General features: G+C 63.6%; 23 protein-coding genes. 14 read left to right on the top strand and 9 right to left on the bottom strand.

From position 1 onward, the window contains the following. Positions 1-21: 21 nt before the first annotated feature. Together B4L76_RS11980 and rpmE are read right to left on the bottom strand one after the other, a co-directional pair. Positions 22-843, bottom strand: a complete 822-nt coding sequence (locus B4L76_RS11980; protein WP_296232714.1) for a thermonuclease family protein — start codon at positions 841-843, stop codon at positions 22-24. A gap of 2 nt (positions 844-845) precedes the next feature. Continuing rightward, on the bottom strand, positions 846-1,061 hold the full coding sequence (gene rpmE, locus B4L76_RS11975; protein WP_003257833.1) for a 50S ribosomal protein L31: 216 nt from the start codon (positions 1,059-1,061) through the stop codon (positions 846-848). 167 nt (positions 1,062-1,228) lie between these two features. On the opposite strand from rpmE, the gene B4L76_RS11970 reads away from it, so the two are divergent. The 3 genes from B4L76_RS11970 (at position 1,229) to B4L76_RS11960 (ending at position 6,004) form a co-directional block, all read left to right on the top strand. Next, positions 1,229-3,448 (top strand): primosomal protein N', encoded by a 2,220-nt coding sequence (locus B4L76_RS11970; RefSeq protein ID WP_296232711.1) that lies wholly within the window; start codon positions 1,229-1,231, stop codon positions 3,446-3,448. Positions 3,449-3,567: 119 nt separating this feature from the next. Further along, entirely contained in the window at positions 3,568-5,304 is a 1,737-nt protein-coding gene (gene argS, locus B4L76_RS11965) for an arginine--tRNA ligase (RefSeq protein WP_296232710.1), read from the top strand. Position 5,305: 1 nt separating this feature from the next. After that, positions 5,306-6,004 (top strand): SPOR domain-containing protein, encoded by a 699-nt coding sequence (locus tag B4L76_RS11960; protein ID WP_296232709.1) that lies wholly within the window; start codon positions 5,306-5,308, stop codon positions 6,002-6,004. Positions 6,005-6,039: 35 nt separating this feature from the next. On the opposite strand, the gene B4L76_RS11955 is transcribed toward B4L76_RS11960, so the two are convergent. Next, entirely contained in the window at positions 6,040-6,459 is a 420-nt protein-coding gene (locus tag B4L76_RS11955; RefSeq protein ID WP_296232707.1) for an NINE protein, read from the bottom strand. 165 nt (positions 6,460-6,624) lie between these two features. Between B4L76_RS11955 and B4L76_RS11950 the strand changes: the two genes are divergently transcribed. Beyond that, positions 6,625-7,254, top strand: coding sequence for a C40 family peptidase (locus B4L76_RS11950; protein WP_296232706.1), 630 nt, complete (start codon positions 6,625-6,627; stop codon positions 7,252-7,254). Between the two features lie 103 nt (positions 7,255-7,357). Here B4L76_RS11950 and B4L76_RS11945 read toward each other — a convergent pair whose 3' ends face one another. Beyond that, the gene (locus B4L76_RS11945; protein ID WP_296232705.1) at positions 7,358-8,356 is read right to left on the bottom strand and encodes a type IV pilus twitching motility protein PilT; all 999 of its coding nucleotides are present in this window, start codon (positions 8,354-8,356) and stop codon (positions 7,358-7,360) included. 65 nt (positions 8,357-8,421) lie between these two features. Between B4L76_RS11945 and B4L76_RS11940 the strand changes: the two genes are divergently transcribed. The 9 genes from B4L76_RS11940 to B4L76_RS11900 all read left to right on the top strand — a co-directional run bounded on the left by B4L76_RS11940 (position 8,422) and on the right by B4L76_RS11900 (position 14,994). Next, positions 8,422-9,111: a YggS family pyridoxal phosphate-dependent enzyme gene (locus B4L76_RS11940; protein WP_296232704.1), complete on the top strand. Its 690-nt coding sequence runs from the start codon at positions 8,422-8,424 to the stop codon at positions 9,109-9,111. A gap of 38 nt (positions 9,112-9,149) precedes the next feature. Beyond that, the gene (gene proC, locus B4L76_RS11935; RefSeq protein ID WP_296232703.1) at positions 9,150-9,968 is read left to right on the top strand and encodes a pyrroline-5-carboxylate reductase; all 819 of its coding nucleotides are present in this window, start codon (positions 9,150-9,152) and stop codon (positions 9,966-9,968) included. 10 nt (positions 9,969-9,978) lie between these two features. Then, positions 9,979-10,569, top strand: coding sequence for a YggT family protein (locus tag B4L76_RS11930; protein WP_114168978.1), 591 nt, complete (start codon positions 9,979-9,981; stop codon positions 10,567-10,569). 99 nt (positions 10,570-10,668) lie between these two features. After that, positions 10,669-11,808: a homoserine O-succinyltransferase MetX gene (metX, locus tag B4L76_RS11925; RefSeq protein ID WP_296232700.1), complete on the top strand. Its 1,140-nt coding sequence runs from the start codon at positions 10,669-10,671 to the stop codon at positions 11,806-11,808. Between the two features lie 7 nt (positions 11,809-11,815). Then, positions 11,816-12,436: a methionine biosynthesis protein MetW gene (gene metW / locus B4L76_RS11920; RefSeq protein ID WP_296232699.1), complete on the top strand. Its 621-nt coding sequence runs from the start codon at positions 11,816-11,818 to the stop codon at positions 12,434-12,436. A 22-nt stretch (positions 12,437-12,458) separates the two neighbouring features. Next, positions 12,459-12,893: a DUF4426 domain-containing protein gene (locus B4L76_RS11915; RefSeq protein WP_296232697.1), complete on the top strand. Its 435-nt coding sequence runs from the start codon at positions 12,459-12,461 to the stop codon at positions 12,891-12,893. Next, positions 12,890-13,486 (top strand): RdgB/HAM1 family non-canonical purine NTP pyrophosphatase, encoded by a 597-nt coding sequence (rdgB, locus tag B4L76_RS11910; protein WP_296232695.1) that lies wholly within the window; start codon positions 12,890-12,892, stop codon positions 13,484-13,486. The genes B4L76_RS11915 and rdgB overlap by 4 nt, the downstream gene beginning before the upstream one ends. Further along, entirely contained in the window at positions 13,483-14,658 is a 1,176-nt protein-coding gene (gene hemW / locus B4L76_RS11905; protein ID WP_296232693.1) for a radical SAM family heme chaperone HemW, read from the top strand. The genes rdgB and hemW overlap by 4 nt, the downstream gene beginning before the upstream one ends. A 9-nt stretch (positions 14,659-14,667) precedes the next feature. Then, complete coding sequence (locus B4L76_RS11900; protein ID WP_023378203.1) at positions 14,668-14,994, top strand: DUF3392 family protein; 327 nt, start codon at positions 14,668-14,670, stop codon at positions 14,992-14,994. Between the two features lie 174 nt (positions 14,995-15,168). Here B4L76_RS11900 and trmB read toward each other — a convergent pair whose 3' ends face one another. From trmB to B4L76_RS11880, 4 genes are all read right to left on the bottom strand, one after another. After that, positions 15,169-15,891, bottom strand: a complete 723-nt coding sequence (gene trmB / locus B4L76_RS11895; protein ID WP_170033409.1) for a tRNA (guanosine(46)-N7)-methyltransferase TrmB — start codon at positions 15,889-15,891, stop codon at positions 15,169-15,171. Positions 15,892-15,900: 9 nt separating this feature from the next. Continuing rightward, entirely contained in the window at positions 15,901-16,695 is a 795-nt protein-coding gene (locus B4L76_RS11890; protein WP_296232691.1) for a thiazole synthase, read from the bottom strand. A 53-nt stretch (positions 16,696-16,748) separates the two neighbouring features. Next, entirely contained in the window at positions 16,749-16,949 is a 201-nt protein-coding gene (thiS, locus tag B4L76_RS11885; protein ID WP_003257817.1) for a sulfur carrier protein ThiS, read from the bottom strand. 102 nt (positions 16,950-17,051) lie between these two features. Then, positions 17,052-17,423 carry a DUF423 domain-containing protein gene (locus B4L76_RS11880; RefSeq protein WP_296232687.1) on the bottom strand — a complete coding sequence of 124 codons (372 nt, stop codon included), beginning with the start codon at positions 17,421-17,423 and terminating at the stop codon, positions 17,052-17,054. A gap of 64 nt (positions 17,424-17,487) precedes the next feature. Between B4L76_RS11880 and mtgA the strand changes: the two genes are divergently transcribed. Next, a complete protein-coding gene (gene mtgA / locus B4L76_RS11875) occupies positions 17,488-18,198 on the top strand; it encodes a monofunctional biosynthetic peptidoglycan transglycosylase (RefSeq protein WP_296232685.1) in 711 nt (236 codons plus the stop codon). A gap of 115 nt (positions 18,199-18,313) precedes the next feature. Here mtgA and rpoH read toward each other — a convergent pair whose 3' ends face one another. Continuing rightward, positions 18,314-19,168: an RNA polymerase sigma factor RpoH gene (gene rpoH / locus B4L76_RS11870; protein ID WP_170033417.1), complete on the bottom strand. Its 855-nt coding sequence runs from the start codon at positions 19,166-19,168 to the stop codon at positions 18,314-18,316. Positions 19,169-19,214 lie beyond the last annotated feature (46 nt).

The following is a 19,214-nucleotide window of genomic DNA, read 5'->3' as shown; positions in this document are numbered from 1 at the left end:
ATAGCGAAATGTCTACAACTTTTAGCCTGAAATACGCTCCAACATGCCTGGATCGGTCAATGACAACAGCCAGCGCCGCTGCCCTGGCTTGAGGCCGCCCTTGCGGGAACGATCCAGCACCCAGCCACGCGCTTCGACTTGGCGTCCCTTGAGGTTATCGAAGAAGCCGGCGGGGAAGTTGCGTAGCAGACGAGCGGGAACCTGCAGCACCACGGCATCGTCCAGGTTCAGCCAAACTCCGCCACGGTTGCGCTGCACAGCTTCGATACGGCCAGCGACAACGGCGAAACCGGACTGCCGCACCTGTTCGGCACGCAGCACTGGCGAGCGTCGCCACAGGCCGGCGCCAGCCTTGCGCGCCGCCTGCTCGGCAAGCTGGTGGCAAGCACTGAGGCGCACATTGGGGGCAACCGCCACCCGATAGCCCAAGCCCTCTCCGAGCAATTGCGCTGCCAGATTGTCGCCATTGCTGGAATAGATATGCGCCAAGGTTCGGCCGTACTTGTCTTTGCTGTCGATGCCAGGCACCAGACCGACTCGCCCGTCACTGGCCTTGACCAATACCTGCAGGCGCCGCCTGGCGGCCTCCGCATAGGGTTCGCTGCTACGCCCGTTGCGACCGATCTCCGGGGCATTGATGCCTATCAGCCGCACGCTGCGACCGTCGACCAGACGCAAGGTATCGCCGTCCACCACCTGGCGCACCGCCACCTGCTGAGGCCTGTCCGGCAGCAAGCAGAACGCCTGGGCCGGAAAGTGCCAGACGACAGCCATAAAAAAGGCGCCCACGAGGGGCGCCCTTTTTTGCAGCAATGCGAAACCCGAGGGGTTCGCCATGCGCATGATTACTTCTTGGTACCGAACATACCGAAGCGATCGGCGAACTTCTGTACGCGACCACCGGTGTCCAGAACTTTCTGCTTACCGGTGTAGAACGGGTGGCACAGGTTGCAAACGTCGATCGCCAGGGTGCTGCCCAGGGTCGAACGAGTTTCGAACTTGTTGCCGCAGCTGCAGGTGACTGCAACTACTTCGTAGTTCGGATGAATATCTGCTTTCATGGTCACTTCCTCGAGCTGCGTGCCGCCACCCAACACCAATTGTTGAATACCGCACGTAATTAGGCGGCGAATAATACCAGAGCGCTGCGCCAGTGCAAGTTGTCGCTTGCACCGACCGTCGTCTGCTAGGCTCGCCAGTTCTTGAAACGCCCTCCGAGACTTTCCGCGTGTCCGACGTCATTCTGCGCCTTGCCCTGCCCTCCCCGCTGCGTCGCCTGTTCGACTACAAGGCACCGGCGAGCATGGCGCGCCAGGCCTTGACTCCGGGCATGCGTGTTCGCGTGCCATTCGGCCGCCGCGAAATGATCGGCGTGCTGGTAGAGGTCTGTGAGCGCAGCGAGGTGCCGGCAGACAAGCTGAAACCGGCCAGCGCCCTGCTCGACCCGGTGTCACCGATCCCGCCATCGCTGTTCAAGCTGTGTCTGTGGACCGCCCAGTACTACCAGCACAGCCTGGGCGACACCCTGAGCTGGGCCCTGCCAACGCTGCTGCGCCAGGGCGAACCGGCCGAGATGCGCCAGGAGCGCTTCTGGCATGTCGCCCCCGGCGCCCGCCTGGAAGACCCGCGCATCGCCCGTGCCCCACGCCAGCGCGACGCCCTCAAGACCCTGGCCCAGCACCCGCACGGCGTGGCCCACAGCCTGCTGGCCAAACTCAACCTGAACAAGGACAGCCTCGACCTGCTGCTGGCCAAGGACCTGGTGCAGATCGAGGTGCGCCGCCACCTCCCGGCGTTGCGCCACGAACACTGGCTGGCGCAACCTGAGCTACCGCTCAACGAAGAGCAACGCGAGGCCTTTGATGCCGTGCGCGAAGGCTTCGGCGGCTTCGCGGCGTTCCTGCTGGCTGGCGTGACCGGCAGCGGCAAGACCGAGGTCTACCTGCAATTGATCCGGGAAACCCTGGAAGCCGGCAAACAGGCATTGGTGCTGATTCCGGAGATCAACCTCGGCCCGCAGACCCTGGCGCGCTTCGAGCAGCGTTTCAATGCCCGCATCGCCCTGCTGCATTCGGCGGTGAACGACCGCGAGCGCCTGGACGCCTGGCTGGCGGCACGGGACGGTGAAGCGGACATCATCATCGGTACCCGCTCGGCGTTGTTCACGCCGATGAAAAACCCTGGCCTGATCATCATCGACGAAGAACATGACGGTTCCTATAAACAGCAGGAAGGCCTGCGCTACCACGCCCGCGACCTGGCGCTGGTGCGCGCCCGCCAGGAAAACATCCCGATCCTGCTCGGCTCGGCCACACCGTCACTGGAAACCCTGCATAACGCCCTCAACGGGCGCTACCGCCTGTTGCGCCTGAACCAGCGCGCCGGCGGCGCCCGGCCACCGCGCATGCTGCGCCTGGACGTCAAGAGCTTGCCGCTGGACAGTGGCATCAGCGGCCCGTTGCAGCAGGCCATCCGGCAGACACTGGAGGCGGGCCAGCAGGTGCTGGTGTTCCTCAATCGCCGCGGTTTTGCCCCGACCTTGCTGTGCCACGACTGCGGCTGGCTGTCGGAGTGTCCGCGCTGCGATGCGCGCATGACCGTGCACCAACGCTCCGGCGTGCTGCGCTGCCACCATTGCGGTTATGACGAACGCCTGCCGCACCAGTGCCCGCAATGCAGCCATGTCGACCTGCGCCCGGTTGGCGCCGGTACCGAGCGGGCCGAAGAGCGCCTCAAGGTGCTGTTCCCGGATTACCCGATCCTGCGCGTGGACCGCGACAGCACGGCACGCAAGGACGCCATGCACAACCTGTTCAGCACCATCCAGCGCGGCCAACCGAGCATTCTTGTCGGCACGCAGATGCTCGCCAAGGGCCACCACTTCCCACGGGTGACCCTGGTGGCGATCCTTGATGCCGATGGCGGGCTGTTCTCCGGCGATTTCCGCGCCAGCGAGCGCATGGCACAGCTGATCGTGCAAGTGGCCGGGCGTGCCGGGCGTGCCGAAGAGCCTGGCAAGGTCATCATCCAGACCCACCTGGCCGACCATCCCCTGCTGGTGCAACTGACCGAACAGGGCTACTTCGCCTTTGCCGAGCAGGCCCTGCAAGAGCGCCGGGCGGCAGGGCTGCCGCCCTACTCGCACCTGGCGCTGCTGCGCGCCGAAGCACACCGGCCAGGGCAGGCCGAAGGTTTCCTCGACGAGGCCTGCGCCGCCGCCGAGCGTCTGGTAGCCGAGCAGGGCCTGGCAGGCATCGAGCTGCTGGGGCCGGTGCCGGCCCCGATGGAGCGGCGGGCCGGGCGCTTCCGCGCGCAACTGTTGCTACAGGCCAATACCCGCGCGCCTTTGCATCGACTGATCAGCGCCTGGTTGCTAGTGTTGGAGCAAATACCGAGCGGGCGCCAGGTACGCTGGTCACTGGATGTCGACCCGGTAGACCTTTACTGAAACCAGCTCCGCTTTGCGGCCCAAAGGTTGGCAACCTGCTCCCGGCCACGGATAATATCCAGTTTTTCCACCTGCGCATCGAAGCGCTCCACCGCGCTTGCGGTCGAAAAGAGATCCCCATGAAAGACACCATTCGCCAGCTGATCCAGCAAGCCCTCACCCAACTCGTCACCGACGGTGTGCTGCCTGAAGGGCTGTCGCCGGCGATCCAGGTGGAAAACGCCCGGGACAAGACCCATGGCGACTTCGCCAGCAACATCGCCATGATGCTGGCCAAGCCGGCCGGCATGAAACCGCGCGACCTCGCGGAAAAACTGATCGATGCCCTGCCCGCCAGCACCGACATCAGCAAGGTCGAGATCGCCGGCCCCGGCTTCCTCAACTTCTTCCAGAACACTGCCGCCCTGGCCAACCGCCTGGATGCCGCGCTGGCCGATGCCCACCTGGGGGCACACAAGGCCGGCCCAGCGCAAAAGGTGGTGATCGACATGTCGGCACCCAACCTGGCCAAGGAAATGCACGTCGGCCACCTGCGTTCGACCATCATCGGCGACAGCGTGGCGCGCGTGCTCGAATTCCTCGGCGACGAGGTGATCCGCCAGAACCACGTAGGCGACTGGGGTACCCAGTTCGGCATGCTGCTGGCCTACCTGGAAGAAAACCCGATCACCAGCGACGAGCTGTCGGACCTGGAAAACTTCTACCGTGCCGCCAAGAAACGCTTCGACGAATCCGAAGAGTTCGCCACCCGGGCACGCGGCCTGGTGGTCAAGCTGCAGGCTGGCGACCCGGACTGCATGGCGTTGTGGACACGCTTCAAGGACATCTCGCTGTCGCACTGCCAGAAGACCTACGAGCTGCTCAACGTCAAGCTGACCATGGCCGACGTGATGGGCGAGAGCGCCTACAACGCCGACCTGGCCAACGTGGTAGCCGACCTCAAGGCCAAGGGCATGCTGGTCGAAGACCAGGGCGCCCAGTGCGTATTCCTCGAGGAATTCAAGAACAGCGAGGGCGAGCCACTGCCGGTGATCGTGCAGAAGGCCGACGGCGGCTACCTGTACGCCACCACCGACCTGGCCGCCGTGCGCTACCGCAGCAACGTGCTCAAGGCCGACCGCGCCCTGTACTTCGTTGACCAGCGCCAGGCCCTGCACTTCAACCAGGTGTTCGAAGTCGCGCGCCGCGCAGGCTTCGTCGGCCACCCGATGCAGATGGAACACATGGGCTTCGGCACCATGAACGGCGCCGACGGTCGCCCGTTCAAGACCCGTGACGGCGGCACCGTGAAGCTGATCGACCTGCTCACCGAGGCCAAGGAGCGCGCCTACGCGCTGGTCAAGGAAAAGAACCCAAGCCTGGCCGACGAGGAACTGCGCCGCATCGGTGAAGTGGTGGGCATCGGCGCAGTGAAGTACGCCGACCTGTCCAAGCACCGCACCAGTGACTACAGCTTCAACTTCGAGCTGATGCTCAACTTCGAAGGCAACACCGCGCCTTACCTGCTGTACGCCTACACCCGTGTGGCCGGCGTGTTCCGCAAGCTGGGCAAGGGCTTTGACGAAGTCGAAGGCAACATCGTGCTGCAGGCACCTCACGAACAGGACCTGGCCGCGCGCCTGGCGCAGTTTGGCGAAATCCTCAACAACGTGGCCGACAAGGGCACGCCGCATGTGCTGTGCAGCTACCTGTACGACCTGGCCGGGCTGTTCTCCGGTTTCTATGAGAACTGCCCGATCCTCGCCGCCGAAACTGCAGAGCAGCAGCAGAGCCGTCTGCGCCTGGCAGCCCTGACTGGCCGCACCCTCAAGCAAGGTCTGGAACTGCTCGGCCTGGAAACCCTGGAGCGCATGTAAGTTGGCTGCCAAGAAAAAACCTGCCCCAAAACGCGGCGCCAGCCGCCAGACGGCGCCGGCCAAGCAGCCGATTCCCGGCTGGGTATGGCTGGCGGTCGGCCTGACCGTAGGCGCGTTCATCGTGTTCCTGATGAAGCTCGAGCCTGGTGGCGAAGACATCAAGCGGGCCAAGCCCGAGCAGCAGAAACCAGAGAAGGTGGCCGAGGCCGGCAGGACGGCACAGGCCACGCCGCAGCAGCCGGTGAAGCCGAAGTATGACTTCTATACCCTGCTGCCGGAGACGGAGGTGATCGTGCCGCCGGAAGCCGTACCTGAGAAAACACCGCCCGTCCCGGCCCAGCCGGTGACACCGGTGACCCCCGCCGAAGCGGCAAAGATCGACACGGCGCGAGCTCAGGCGGCGTTGATGGGCCAGACTCCGCCACCGGCACCACCAGTGATCAAGCCGGCGGCAACCACCCAGTTCTTCCTGCAGGCCGGCTCGTTCCGCAAGCAGGCTGACGCCGACAAGGTCCGTGCGCAGATCATCCTGCTGGGCCAGGCGGTAAAGGTGGAGTCAGGCACGGTCAAGGACGAAACCTGGTACCGCGTCATGGTCGGCCCGTTCAGCAACCGCGAGCAACTGACCGGGGCGCAAAAGCAGCTGGCCGGGGCTGGTTTCAGCAACCTGTTGCTGCAACAACGGCAAACCCGCCAGTAGCCTGCAAATGGGGGCGCTTTGCGCCCCCAAGCCCCTCAGGCCCGGCCCGCGTTGCGCTCGGACACCTGGCTGTTCAACGTCCAGAAATCGTACAGCACCCCCACCAGGCAAAGCCCGCCGGTGAAGAAGTAGATGATCGCGGTCACCCACTTGCCTTGGTACAACCGGTGCAGGCCGAACACCCCGAGGAAGGTCAGCAGAACCCAGGCGATGTTGTAGTCGATGCGCCCGGACTCGAACCTCAAGTCGGCTTCACGGTCCATGGACGGGATCAGAAAAAGGTCGATCAGCCAGCCGATGCCCAGCAGGCCCAGGGTCAGGAACCAGATGGTGCCGGTAACGGGCTTGCCGTAGTAGAAGCGATGCGACCCGGTGAAGCCGAAAATCCACAACAGGTAGCCAATGGTCTTGCTGTGGGTATCGTGGAACTGCGCTCCCTGTTGATAACTGTTCATTCGTAGCTCCTGCGGGTTATCCAAAAAAATTTCAAAAAAAATGTGACTTTTTCGTTGCAGGCCGACGTACGGCACCCGGACAGTCGACCAACGGATCAAAGATTGATCAAAAAGCTGTTATAAAGTTGCGCGCCCAACACACAACTATTCATAAGAGCTTCATCTATGCCGCCTTTACTCAAGACATGGCTGACCCTCTGCCTATTATTGCCCCTGGCCGCCCACGCCACCAATCGTGAGCAACGTCTCCCCAATGGTTTCACCGGCTACACCACCAATGCCTCGGTGAGACACACGCCGGTCAAGCAGACCGCGCTGCGTACCCGACCAAATAATGCAGCCGGCAGCAGCCGCAGCGTGCCGGCCATTGCCATGTCGCCGAAGCAGAGCAGCGATGTGCTCAGCCGTGCGGTGAATGTGCTCGGCACGCCTTATGTCTGGGGGGGCAGCAGCCCGAAGAAGGGCTTCGACTGCAGCGGCCTGGTCAAGTACGCCTTCAATGATGTCGCCGATGTCGACCTGCCACGCACCTCAAACGCCATGGCACGAGGCCACGGGGTCAAGGTGGCCAAGGGAGACCTGAAGCCTGGTGATCTTATCTTCTTCAATATCAAGAGCCGTCGGGTGAATCACGTTGCCATCTACCTGGGCAATGACCGCTTCATCCATGCCCCGCGCCGTGGCAAACGGGTGAGCATCGACACCCTGAGCAAACCTTACTGGCAGAAGCATTATGTAGTGGCCAAACGGGTGCTGCCGAAAGAGCAGCAACAACTGAACCTGGCCAAGCGCTAATAGGTACCAGGCCTCTCCCGCTCCCACGGATACAGCGTCGCTCTCGCGTGCAGCGCTGTATCTGCGGGAACGGGTTAACGCGTCGAAAGGGTCGCCACCAGCACTACGAATCGCGAATCACCCCCCTCTCCCCCAACTGCCGCAACGCCCCCTCCATCGTCCGCATCCCCTCTGCACCACCCGCCTGCATCACCGAACACAACTGCGCCATCCGCCCTTCGCGCACCAGATTGCGCACCGCCGGCGTTGCCACCAGCACCTCCCGTGCAGCAACTCGTCCTCCACCCACACGGCTGACCAGCACCTGCGCCACTACAAGACGCAGTGCATCAGCCAGCATCGCCCGCACCAGCGCCCTCTCTCCGGCCGCAAACACCTCCACCAGGCGGTCGATGCTGTTGGCCGCCGAGCGGGTGTGCACGGTTGCCAGGACCAAGTGGCCGGTCTCGGCTGCACGCAACGCCAGGCGGATGGTTTCCAGGTCGCGCAGTTCGCCGATCATGATCACGTCCGGGTCCTGGCGCAGCGCACTGCGCAGCCCCTGTGCATAACCTTTGCAATGGCGGCCGACCTCGCGCTGGGTGACCAGGCTGCGCTGGCTGCTGTGGATGACTTCGACCGGGTCTTCAAGCGTGATGATGTGTAGCGCCCGGCTCCGGTTCAACTGGTCGAGCAGAGTCGCCAGAGTGCTGGACTTGCCGCTGCCGGTTGGCCCTCCTACCAGGATCAGGCCGTCCTGGCACCGAGCAACAGCTTGAAACACATCCGCCAGCTCGAGTTCATCGAGCGTGGCGATGCGCCCCGGGATCAGGCGAAAGGTGACTGCCAAGCCATTCAACTGGCGATACAGGTTCAGCCGAAAGCGCCCCAGCGCGGGCAGTTCCAGCGCCAGGTCCAGATCATCTCCCTGGGCCCACCGCCGTTGCTGGCCCTTGTCCAGCATGGCCGCCATGCCTTCGATCAAGGCGGCCGCAGCCAAGGGCGGCATGGCCATGCAGTGCAACTCGCCATCCAGGCGCAACATCGGTATCTGGCCCGCTGCCAGGTGCAGGTCGGAAGCCCCCGCGTCCACGGCCTGGGCCAACAGGTCGGTCACTTCCATGAGACTCCCCAAAGGCTTGCAAGTCGGTAGAATGCCGCAAACCCTAAAGCCGCCGGCACCAGTCCATGTCCACCCTAGCAGACAACCTTTCCGCTATTTCCGCCCGTATCGCCAGGGCTGCCCAGGCTGCCGGGCGTGATCCGGCCAGCGTCCAGCTGCTGGCCGTGAGCAAGACCAAGCCCGCCAGCGCCATCCGCGAAATCCACGCCGCCGGCGTGCGTGATGTTGGTGAAAATTACCTACAAGAAGCGCTGACCAAGCAGCAGGCACTCAGCGACTTGCCCTTGATCTGGCACTTCATCGGCCCCATTCAGTCGAACAAGACCAAAGCCATCGCCGAGCATTTCGACTGGGTACATTCCGTGGACCGCCTGAAGATCGCCCAACGCCTGTCGGAACAGCGCCCTGCCGGGCTGGCACCGCTGAATATCTGCCTGCAGGTGAACGTCAGCGGCGAAGACAGCAAATCCGGCTGTGCACCGGCTGACCTTCCGGCCCTGGCCAACGCGGTAGCCGCGTTGCCCAACCTGCGGCTGCGCGGGCTGATGGCCATTCCCGAACCCACCGATGACCGCGCCGCCCAGGAGGCCGCCTTTGCCACCCTGCGCCAGTTGCAGGAAGCCCTGGGCCTCGGCCTGGATACCCTGTCCATGGGCATGAGCCACGACCTGGAAGCAGCCATTGCCCAGGGCGCGACGTGGGTGCGTATCGGTACTGCCCTGTTCGGTGCCCGCGATTACGGCGGCCACGCCTGATCCCATGCTTTACTCACTCTTTCCAACAAGGACCTGACATGAGCAAGACACGTATTGCCTTTATCGGCGCCGGCAACATGGCCGCCAGCCTGATCGGTGGTCTGCGTGCCCAGGGCCTGGACGCCTCGCAGATCCGCGCCAGCGACCCGGGCGCCGAGACCCGCAACCGCATCCAGGCCGAACACGGCATCGAAACCTTCGAGAACAATGCCGAGGCCATCGACGGCGCCGACGTGATCGTGCTGGCGATCAAGCCGCAGGTCATGAAAGCCGTGTGTCAGACGCTGCAACCGCACCTGCAGGATGGCCAGCTGATCGTTTCCATCGCCGCCGGCATCACCTGCGCCAGCCTGCAGAGCTGGGTTGGCGCTCGCCCGCTGGTACGCTGCATGCCCAACACCCCTGCACTGCTGCGCCAAGGCGTGAGCGGCCTGTACGCCACCGCAGAGGTTTCCGCCGAGCAGCGCCAGCAGGCCGAGCAACTGCTGTCGGCCGTTGGCACCGCCCTGTGGCTGCAGCAGGAACAGCAACTGGACGCCGTGACAGCTGTCTCCGGCAGCGGCCCGGCTTACTTCTTCCTGCTGATCGAGGCCATGACCGCAGCAGGCGAAAAGCTCGGGCTGCCACGCGAAACGGCTTCTCAGCTGACCTTGCAGACGGCCTTGGGCGCCGCGCACATGGCAGTCGCCAGCGATGTCGATGCCGCCGAACTGCGCCGCCGTGTCACCTCGCCCGCCGGTACCACCGAAGCGGCGATCAAATCGTTCCAGGCCAGCGGTTTCGAAGCCATCGTCGAACAAGCCCTGCAAGCCGCAGCCACGCGCTCTGCGGAGCTGGCCGAACAACTGGGCAAATAAGGAGTTCCAGATGAATGCACTGTCCGGCGCCGCGATCTTCGTGGTGCAAACCCTGGTCAGCCTGTACCTGGTGATCGTCCTGCTGCGCTTCGTGTTGCAGTTGGTGAAGGCCAATTTCTACAACCCGCTTTGCCAGTTCGCGGTACGTGCCACCCAGCCGCTGCTCAAGCCGATTCGCCGGGTCATCCCCAGTGTCGGCGGGCTGGACACTTCGTCGCTGCTGCTGTCGGTGGTCATCCAGGCGCTGTTGATGGGTTTCGTGCTGATGGTCACCTACGGCACGTTCGGTGACATCCTGCACCTGCTGATGTGGGCAATCATCGGGATCACCTCGCTGTTCCTGAAGATTTTCTGGGTGGCGATGATCGTCATGGTGATCGTTTCCTGGGTAGCCCCCAACAGCCACAACCCGGCTGCCGAGTTGGCCTACCAGATCAGCGAACCGGTGCTGGCACCGTTCCGCCGCATCGTGCCCAACCTGGGCGGCATGGACATCTCGCCAATCTTCGCCTTCCTCGCGATCCAGGTGATCCAGTCGTTCGTCATGCCGCCGCTGGCCGCCTACGCCGGCATGCCACAAGAGCTGTGGCGGATGATCTGAGCCGCACCCGGCCCTGGTTGCTTCCAGCGGCAAGCCTCTGCTTGCCGCTGGGGGTAGCGCTCTTTAGACTGACGCCTCCGTCAAGCGTGAGCAGGGTCGATGTCCACTGTCTTTCCCGAAGATTCCGTCGGTCTGGTAGTACCGCAAACAGCCCGGTTCGATGAACCGCTGGCCCTGGCCTGTGGCCGCTCGCTGGCCAGTTACGAACTGGTCTACGAAACCTATGGCACCCTCAACGCCAGCGCCAGCAACGCCGTGCTGATCTGCCATGCCCTGTCCGGCCACCACCATGCCGCTGGCTACCATGCCGCCACCGACCGCAAGCCGGGGTGGTGGGACAGCTGCATCGGCCCCGGCAAGCCGATCGACACCAACCGCTTCTTCGTGGTCAGCCTGAACAACCTGGGCGGCTGCAATGGCAGTACCGGCCCCAGCAGCATCAACCCGGCCACCGGCAAGCCCTATGGCGCCGACTTCCCGGTGCTGACCGTGGAAGACTGGGTACATAGCCAGGTGCGCCTGGCCGACCGCCTGGGCATCCAGCAATGGGCTGCCGTGGTCGGCGGCAGCCTGGGCGGCATGCAGGCGCTGCAGTGGACCATCAGCTACCCCGAGCGCGTGCGCCATTGTGTCGATATCGCCTCGGCGCCCAAGCTGTCGGCACAGAACATCGCATTCAACGAAGTGGCACGCCAGGCCATCCTCACCGACCCCGAATTCCACGGCGGTTCGTTCCAGGACCAGGGCGTGATCCCCAAGCGTGGCCTGATGCTGGCGCGCATGGTCGGCCACATCACCTACCTGTCCGACGACTCGATGGGCGAAAAATTCGGCCGTGAGCTTAAGAGCGACAAGCTCAACTACGACTTCCATAGCGTCGAATTCCAGGTCGAAAGCTACTTGCGCTACCAGGGCGAGGAGTTCTCCGGCCGTTTCGATGCCAACACCTACCTGCTGATGACCAAGGCGCTGGACTACTTCGACCCGGCCGCTGCCCATGGTGGCGACCTGGCGGCCACCCTGGCCCACGTCAAGGCGGACTACTGCATCATGTCGTTCACCACCGACTGGCGCTTCTCCCCGGCCCGCTCGCGCGAAATCGTCAATGCCCTGATGGCCGCACGCAAGAACGTCTGCTACCTGGAGATCGACTCGCCCTATGGCCACGATGCCTTCCTGATCCCCACGCGTCGCTACATGCAGGGTTTCGCGAACTACATGAACCGCATTGCCATCTGAGGACAGCATGAGAGCCGATCTGGAAATCATCCACGACTGGATCCCCGCCGGCAGCCGGGTACTCGACCTGGGCTGCGGCAATGGCGAGCTGCTGGCCTCGCTGCGTGACCGCAAGCAGGTCACCGGTTACGGCCTGGAGATCGACGCCGACAATATCGCCGCCTGCGTGGCCAAGGGCGTCAACGTAATCGAGCAGGACCTGGACCAAGGGCTGGGCAACTTCGCCAGCAACAGTTTCGACGTGGTGATCATGACTCAGGCCCTGCAGGCCGTGGAGTATCCCGACCGCATCCTCGACGAGATGCTGCGCGTGGGTCGCCAGTGCATCATCACCTTCCCCAATTTCGGCCACTGGCGCTGCCGCTGGTACCTGGCAACCAAAGGCCGCATGCCAGTGTCGGACTTCATGCCGTACACCTGGTACAACACGCCGAACATCCACTTCTGCACCTTTGCCGATTTCGAGGAGCTGGTGCACGAGCGCAAGGCCAGGGTGCTTGACCGCCTGGCTGTCGACCACTTGCACCGTAATGGGTGGGGTGGCCGGCTTTGGCCTAATCTTCTAGGTGAGATCGGTATCTACCGCGTCAGCAGCCCAGGCCTGCAAGAGCACCAGCTCGCTGTCTGACGCCCAGCGGAGGAACCACCCCATGCGTCGCCTAGCCCTGTTCCTGATCAGCCTGTGCCTGGCCCTGCCGGTACTGGCTGCCGATGCAGCCCGCCCCGAGCGCAAGGAAGTGTTTGGCGACGTGACGGTGCACTACAGCGCGTTTACCTCAAGCATGCTGACACCGGAGGTGGCTGCGGCCACCGGGCTGGTACGCAGCAAGAACCAGGGCGTGCTCAACATTGCCGTGCTCAGGGCCAACAAACCCGCCATGGCGGTGGTCAGCGGCACAGTCAAGGACCTGACCGGGCGCAGCAGCCCGCTGTCGTTCAAGCAGATAAACGAGCAAGGCGCGGTGTACTACATCGCCCAATTCAAGATCGACCAGGCAGAGACCGTCACCTTCGACCTGAACATCGAAACCGGCGGCATCAGCAATTCCCTCAGCTTCAACCAGGAAGTGTTCCCAGGCGAATGATGAATTTCCAGCAACTCGTATTGGCCAGCCACAACGCCGGCAAACTCAAGGAACTCCAGGCCATGCTTGGCGCATCGGTGCAGTTGCGCTCGATCGGCGAGTTCAGCCAGGTAGAGCCGGAAGAAACCGGCCTGTCGTTCGTCGAGAACGCCATCCTCAAGGCGCGCAATGCCGCACGCATTTCCGGCCTGCCCGCCCTGGCCGACGATTCCGGCCTGGCAGTGGATTTTCTCGGCGGGGCGCCGGGCATCTATTCGGCGCGTTATGCCGACGGCAAGGGTGACGCGGCGAACAACGCCAAGCTGCTCGAAGCCTTGAAGGATGTACCCGAAGCCGAGCGCGGTGCGCAGTTCGTCTGCGTGCTGGCACTGGTACGCCATGCTGATGACCCGCTGCCGATCCTGTGCGAAGGCCTGTGGCACGGGCGCATCATGTTCGAGGCCAGCGGCGAGCACGGCTTTGGCTACGACCCGCTGTTCTGGGTACCGGAGCGCGGTTGCTCCAGTGCCGAACTGGCCCCTGCGGACAAGAACCAGCTCAGCCACCGCGCGCGCGCCATGGCCCAGCTGCGTCAACGTCTGGGCCTGGCATGATCGACACGCTGTCCACCCCCGGCGCGGCGGGTTTCACCAGCCTGCCGCCGCTGGCGCTGTACATCCACATTCCGTGGTGCGTACGCAAATGCCCTTACTGCGACTTCAATTCCCATGCCGCCGGCCCTGATCTGCCAGAAGATGCCTATGTTGCAGCCCTGCTGAGCGACCTCGACCAGGAACTGGCCGCCGTGCAAGGCCGGCCGATCAGCTCGATCTTCTTCGGCGGCGGTACGCCCAGCCTGTTCAGTGCCGACGCCCTCGGCCGTCTGCTGCGAGGCGTGGAGCAACGCATTGCGTTTGCGCCGGACATCGAAATCACCCTGGAGGCTAACCCGGGCACGTTCGAGCAGGACAAGTTCAAAGCCTACCGGCAAACCGGCATCAACCGCCTGTCGATCGGTGTGCAGAGCTTCCAGCCAGCCAAGCTGCAGGCGCTGGGGCGCATCCACAATGGCGATGAAGCGGTCCGCGCTGCCGGCATGGCGCGTGCCGCCGGCTTCGACAATTTCAACATGGACCTGATGCACGGCCTGCCCGATCAGTCGCTGGACGACGCGCTGGGCGACCTGCGCCAGGCCATCGACCTGGGGCCCACGCATCTGTCGTGGTACCAGCTGACCGTGGAACCGAACACGGTGTTCTGGAACCAGCCACCGGAGCTTCCCGAGGACGACATCCTCTGGGACATCCAGGAAGCCGGCCAGGCGCTGATGGCCGGCCATGGCTTCCGCCAATACGAGGTCTCGGCCTATGCCCAGGCTGGCCGCGCCGCGCGGCACAACCTCAATTACTGGCGCTTCGGCGACTTCATCGGCATCGGTGCCGGTGCCCACGGCAAACTGACCTTCGCCGACGGGCGCATCCTGCGCACCTGGAAGACCCGTCTGCCCAAGGACTACCTGAACCTGGCCAAGCCGTTCAAAGCCGGCGAAAAGCTGCTGCCGGTCGACGAACTGCCGTTCGAGTTCCTGATGAATGCCCTGCGTCTGACCGATGGCGTGGAAGCCGAACTGTTCACCCAGCGCACCGGGTTGCCACTGGAACAGCTGCGCGAAGCGCGGCGCGCCGCCGAACAAAAGGGCCTTTTACAGGTCGAAGCGGATCGACTGGCGGCCACGCCGCGGGGCCAGTTGTTCCTCAATGACCTGCTGCAGTATTTCTTGAGCTAAGGATGACCCATGGATCTGGTACTTGATCTGCTCGCGACGGTTTCCCGCTGGAGCCGCAGCAACCTGTCGGAGATTTCGCTAGCCTTGGTAGGCTGCCTGCTGGTGCTGTTCGGCACCGATATCAAAGGCTGGGTGGAACAGCGCCTGGGCGGTTTGGCCGGCGCCCTGCGCGTGCCGTTCATGGCCTTGCTGGTGATGATCGGCAGTGGTGCGGCGTTGATTTATGCCACACCCTGGGTGGTGAAAGGGCTGGGCCAGTTCAACAACTATGCGCTGGCGCCGGTGCTGCTGGTGGTGCTTGTGCTGATTGGGGTAGTGGCCGATCGGCGGGGCTAAGCCAATCCACACAGTGGCATCGCGCGCCGCATTGCGGATGAACCCACTCCTACATTTGTTGCAACGTGACCATGCCCGCGAGGCCATGGCTGTCAGCCGGGTTGCTCAATCCTGTCGAAAAAAAACCGCCCTTCTCAGGGCGGTTTTTTCACATAGAAAGGCCATATCGGCCGATCAATCCACCTTCTCGAACTTCAAGTCCCAAACCCCATGCCCCAACCGCTCGCCACGGCGTTCGAACTTGGTGATAGGGCGTTCTTCAGGGCGCGGCACGTAGGTGCCATCGGCCGCACGGTTGCGATAACCCGGGGCCGCGCTCATCACTTCCAGCATGTACTCGGCATACGGTTCCCAGTCGGTGGCCATGTGGAACACGCCACCCGGCTTGAGCTTGCGCCGTACCAGCTCGGCGAACTCCAGCTGGACGATGCGGCGCTTGTGGTGACGAGCCTTGTGCCATGGGTCGGGGAAGAACAGCATGAGGCGGTCGAGGCTGTTGTCTGCCACGCAGCGGTTCAGCACTTCGATGGCGTCGCAGTCATACACCCGCAGGTTCTTCAACCCCTGAGTCAGCACGCCGTTCAGCAGCGCGCCAACACCCGGGCGGTGCACTTCCACACCGATGAAGTCCTGCTCCGGCGCGGCAGCCGCCATTTCCAGCAGCGAATGGCCCATGCCGAAGCCGATCTCCAGGGTGCGCGGCGCCGAGCGGCCGAATACCTGGTCGTAATCCACCGGACTGTCGGCCAGCGGCAGGATGTACAGCGGACCACCCTGCTCCAGGCCGCGTTGCTGGCCTTCGGTCATGCGCCCGGCGCGCATCACGAAACTCTTGATGCGGCGGTGCGGGCGGGCTTCGCCGTCAGGGGTGCTCGGCGTATCGTGCGATTCAGTCATCAGGGGCTCTTACTTGATCAGACCTTCCAGCGGCGAGGAGGCGCTGGCATAGAGTTTCTTCGGCATACGGCCGGCCAGGTAGGCCATGCGGCCGGCGACGATGGCGTGCTTCATGGCCTCGGCCATCAGTACCGGCTGCTGCGCGTGGGCAATGGCCGAGTTCATCAGCACCGCTTCGCAGCCCATTTCCATGGCAATGGTGGCGTCGGAAGCAGTACCCACGCCGGCATCGACCAACACCGGCACCTTGGACTCTTCCAGGATGATCTGCAGGTTGTAGGGGTTGCAGATACCCAGGCCGGTACCGATCAGGCCAGCCAAGGGCATGACCGCGATGCAGCCGACTTCGGCCAGCTGACGGGCGATGATCGGGTCGTCGCTGGTGTAGACCATCACGTCGAAACCGTCCTTGACCAGCACTTCGGCGGCCTTGAGGGTTTCGATCACGTTGGGGAACAGGGTTTTCTGGTCAGCCAGCACTTCCAGCTTCACCAGATTGTGGCCATCCAGCAGTTCGCGGGCCAGACGGCAGGTGCGCACGGCCTCGACCGCGTCATAGCAGCCGGCAGTGTTCGGCAGGATGGTATAGCGGTCCGGTGGCAACACATCGAGCAGGTTCGGCTCGCCCGGGTTCTGGCCGATGTTGGTACGGCGCACGGCAACGGTGACGATCTCGGCACCCGATGCCTCGATGGCCAGGCGGGTCTCCTCCATGTCACGGTATTTGCCGGTACCGACCAGCAGGCGCGACTGGAAGGTACGCCCGGCCAGAGTGAAGGGCTTGTCGCTACGAACGTTGCTCATGGTTGTTCCTCGGGAAAAGGTTGCAGGGCTTCAGGTGAACCGCCGGGCAGCGGTCAGCCGCCACCGATGGCGTGGACAACCTCGACCTGGTCGCCATCGTTCAGCAGCGTGCTGTCGTGCTGGCTACGCGGCACGATATCCAGGTTCAGTTCCACCGCGACGCGACGCCCGGTCAGCTCCAGGCGGGCCAGGAGGGCTGCGACCGACTCGCCAGCTGGCAATTCGTAAGGTTCACCGTTCAATTGAATGCGCATGCGCACGGCCACCATTGTGCTTTGGGGCCCGCATTCTAGCGCCGAACCGCCCTGCAACCCAAGGGCGGTGCACGCCATTAGTCGCGATTGTGGACTACTTGGTCAGCCCAGGCGCCAGGCCGCCAGGCCCAGACACAACCAGCCGGCCAGGAAGCAAAGGCCACCGAGCGGAGTGATCATGCCGAGCTTGCCCAGGCCGCTGAGGGTCAACAGGTACAGGCTACCGGAGAACAGCACTATGCCCAGGGCAAACAGCGCGCCCGCCCAGCCGACCAAGCGCCCGGGCAGGTGCACCGAGAGCACGGCGACGCCAAAGATCGCCAAGGCATGCACCAACTGGTAGGTGACACCGGTCTGGAAGACCGCCAGGTAGTCGGCTGTCAGCCGGCTTTTCAGGCCGTGGGCAGCAAAAGCGCCCAGGGCGACACCGGTAAAGCCGAAAAAGGCGGCAAGCATCAGGAAGCTGCGAAGCATGGGACGACTCCTCGGATCGGGTCTGTATAATGGCTCCTTCCATCCGTACGGCCAAGCCATCGCCATGCTGCCAAGCCTATTCCGCCGCCTCTCCCGCGCCCTGCTCTGGTTCGCCGCCGGCAGCATCGTGCTGGTACTGGTGTTCCGCTGGGTGCCGCCACCTGGTACGGCACTGATGGTCGAGCGCAAGGTGCAATCCTGGGTGAATGGCGAGCCAATCGACCTGCAGCGTGACTGGGAGCCTTGGGAGAATATCTCCGACGAGCTCAAGGTCGCGGTCATCGCTGGCGAGGACCAGAAGTTCGCCAACCACTGGGGCTTCGACATTCCCGCCATCCAGGCGGCGCTGGCCTACAACGAGCGCGGCGGCAACCTTCGTGGAGCCAGCACCCTGACCCAGCAGGTGGCCAAGAACCTGTTCCTGTGGTCCGGGCGTAGCTGGTTGCGCAAAGGGCTGGAGGCCTGGTTCACCGCACTGATCGAGCTGTTCTGGTCGAAGGAACGGATCCTCGAGGTCTACCTGAACAGCGCCGAATGGGGCAAGGGTGTGTTCGGCGCCCAGGCCGCGGCGCGTTACCACTTTGGCGTCGATGCCAGCCGGCTCAGCCGCCAGCAGGCCGCACAGCTGGCGGCAGTGCTGCCAAGCCCGATCAAGTGGAGTGCCAGTCGGCCAAGCGCCTATGTGGCCAGCCGCGCCGGGTGGATCCGGCGGCAGATGAGCCAGCTGGGTGGGCCCAGTTACCTGATGCAGCTCGACTCATCTCGAAAGCTTTGAATGTTGTGCCGACTCCTTCGCGGGTTTATCCGCGAACGAGTCAGATGAAACCAGCACAATAAAAAAGCCGCTCACCCGATCAGGGCCAGCGGCTTTCTGTGCAATCAACGCTGGATCAGGCGGCGATCAATGCCTTGACCTTGTTCATCGCATTCTTCTCCAACTGGCGAATGCGCTCAGCCGAAACACTGTACTTGTCCGCCAGCTCATGCAGCGTGGCCTTCTCTTCCGCCAGCCAGCGCTGATACAGAATGTCGCGGCTACGCTCGTCCAGCCCTTGCAGCGCTTCGTGCAGGTTGCTGGTGGAGTTGTCGCTCCAGTCGGCATCTTCCAGCTGCATCGCCGGGTCGTAGCGGTGGTCTTCCAGGTAGTGCGCAGGCGACTGGAAGGCGCTGTCGTCATCAGCTTCCGCTGCCGGGTCGAAGGCCATGTCCTGGCCGCTCAGGCGGCTTTCCATCTCGCGCACTTCACGCGGCTCGACACCCAGGCTTTCCGCCACACGGTGCACTTCGTCGTTGCTCAGCCAGGCCAGACGCTTCTTCTGGCTGCGCAGGTTGAAGAACAGCTTGCGCTGGGCCTTGGTGGTGGCCACCTTGACGATGCGCCAGTTGCGCAGGATGAATTCGTGGATCTCCGCCTTGATCCAGTGCACGGCGAAGGACACCAGGCGCACACCCATTTCCGGGTTGAAGCGCTTGACGGCTTTCATCAGGCCGACGTTGCCTTCCTGGATCAGGTCGGCCTGGGCCAGCCCGTAGCCGGCGTAGCTACGGGCGATATGTACGACGAAACGCAGGTGGGCCATCACCATCTGGCGAGCGGCCTCGACATCCTGCTCATAATAGAGACGCTCGCCCAGATCACGCTCCTGCTCGACCGTCAGCAGCGGAATGCTGTTGACCGTGTGCACGTAGGCTTCCAGGTTTGCACCGGGTACCAGGGCATAGGCAGGTTGCAACGATGTGGTCATTCAAGAACCTCCGACTTACCAGACTCGCACCTTGTGGGCGCTGCCA

It is taken from the genome of Pseudomonas sp. UBA4617 (assembly GCF_002386445.1).
Classification (GTDB): Bacteria; Pseudomonadota; Gammaproteobacteria; order Pseudomonadales; family Pseudomonadaceae; genus Aquipseudomonas.
This window is presented reverse-complemented; position numbering and strand designations above follow the sequence as displayed.

Coding starts and splice junctions, on each gene's coding strand:
- metX (WP_296232700.1), top strand. CDS start 10,669: ATGTCCACTGTCTTTCCCGAAGATTCCGTCGGTCTGGTAGTACCGCAA.
- mtgA (WP_296232685.1), top strand. CDS start 17,488: ATGCTGCCAAGCCTATTCCGCCGCCTCTCCCGCGCCCTGCTCTGGTTC.
- B4L76_RS11900 (WP_023378203.1), top strand. CDS start 14,668: ATGGATCTGGTACTTGATCTGCTCGCGACGGTTTCCCGCTGGAGCCGC.
- thiS (WP_003257817.1), bottom strand. CDS start 16,949: ATGCGCATTCAATTGAACGGTGAACCTTACGAATTGCCAGCTGGCGAG.
- B4L76_RS11915 (WP_296232697.1), top strand. CDS start 12,459: ATGCGTCGCCTAGCCCTGTTCCTGATCAGCCTGTGCCTGGCCCTGCCG.
- proC (WP_296232703.1), top strand. CDS start 9,150: ATGAGCAAGACACGTATTGCCTTTATCGGCGCCGGCAACATGGCCGCC.
- B4L76_RS11955 (WP_296232707.1), bottom strand. CDS start 6,459: ATGAACAGTTATCAACAGGGAGCGCAGTTCCACGATACCCACAGCAAG.
- hemW (WP_296232693.1), top strand. CDS start 13,483: ATGATCGACACGCTGTCCACCCCCGGCGCGGCGGGTTTCACCAGCCTG.
- B4L76_RS11980 (WP_296232714.1), bottom strand. CDS start 843: ATGCGCATGGCGAACCCCTCGGGTTTCGCATTGCTGCAAAAAAGGGCG.
- argS (WP_296232710.1), top strand. CDS start 3,568: ATGAAAGACACCATTCGCCAGCTGATCCAGCAAGCCCTCACCCAACTC.
- B4L76_RS11930 (WP_114168978.1), top strand. CDS start 9,979: ATGAATGCACTGTCCGGCGCCGCGATCTTCGTGGTGCAAACCCTGGTC.
- rpoH (WP_170033417.1), bottom strand. CDS start 19,168: ATGACCACATCGTTGCAACCTGCCTATGCCCTGGTACCCGGTGCAAAC.
- B4L76_RS11940 (WP_296232704.1), top strand. CDS start 8,422: ATGTCCACCCTAGCAGACAACCTTTCCGCTATTTCCGCCCGTATCGCC.
- trmB (WP_170033409.1), bottom strand. CDS start 15,891: ATGACTGAATCGCACGATACGCCGAGCACCCCTGACGGCGAAGCCCGC.
- B4L76_RS11890 (WP_296232691.1), bottom strand. CDS start 16,695: ATGAGCAACGTTCGTAGCGACAAGCCCTTCACTCTGGCCGGGCGTACC.
- rpmE (WP_003257833.1), bottom strand. CDS start 1,061: ATGAAAGCAGATATTCATCCGAACTACGAAGTAGTTGCAGTCACCTGC.
- rdgB (WP_296232695.1), top strand. CDS start 12,890: ATGATGAATTTCCAGCAACTCGTATTGGCCAGCCACAACGCCGGCAAA.
- B4L76_RS11880 (WP_296232687.1), bottom strand. CDS start 17,423: ATGCTTCGCAGCTTCCTGATGCTTGCCGCCTTTTTCGGCTTTACCGGT.
- B4L76_RS11950 (WP_296232706.1), top strand. CDS start 6,625: ATGCCGCCTTTACTCAAGACATGGCTGACCCTCTGCCTATTATTGCCC.
- B4L76_RS11945 (WP_296232705.1), bottom strand. CDS start 8,356: ATGGAAGTGACCGACCTGTTGGCCCAGGCCGTGGACGCGGGGGCTTCC.
- metW (WP_296232699.1), top strand. CDS start 11,816: ATGAGAGCCGATCTGGAAATCATCCACGACTGGATCCCCGCCGGCAGC.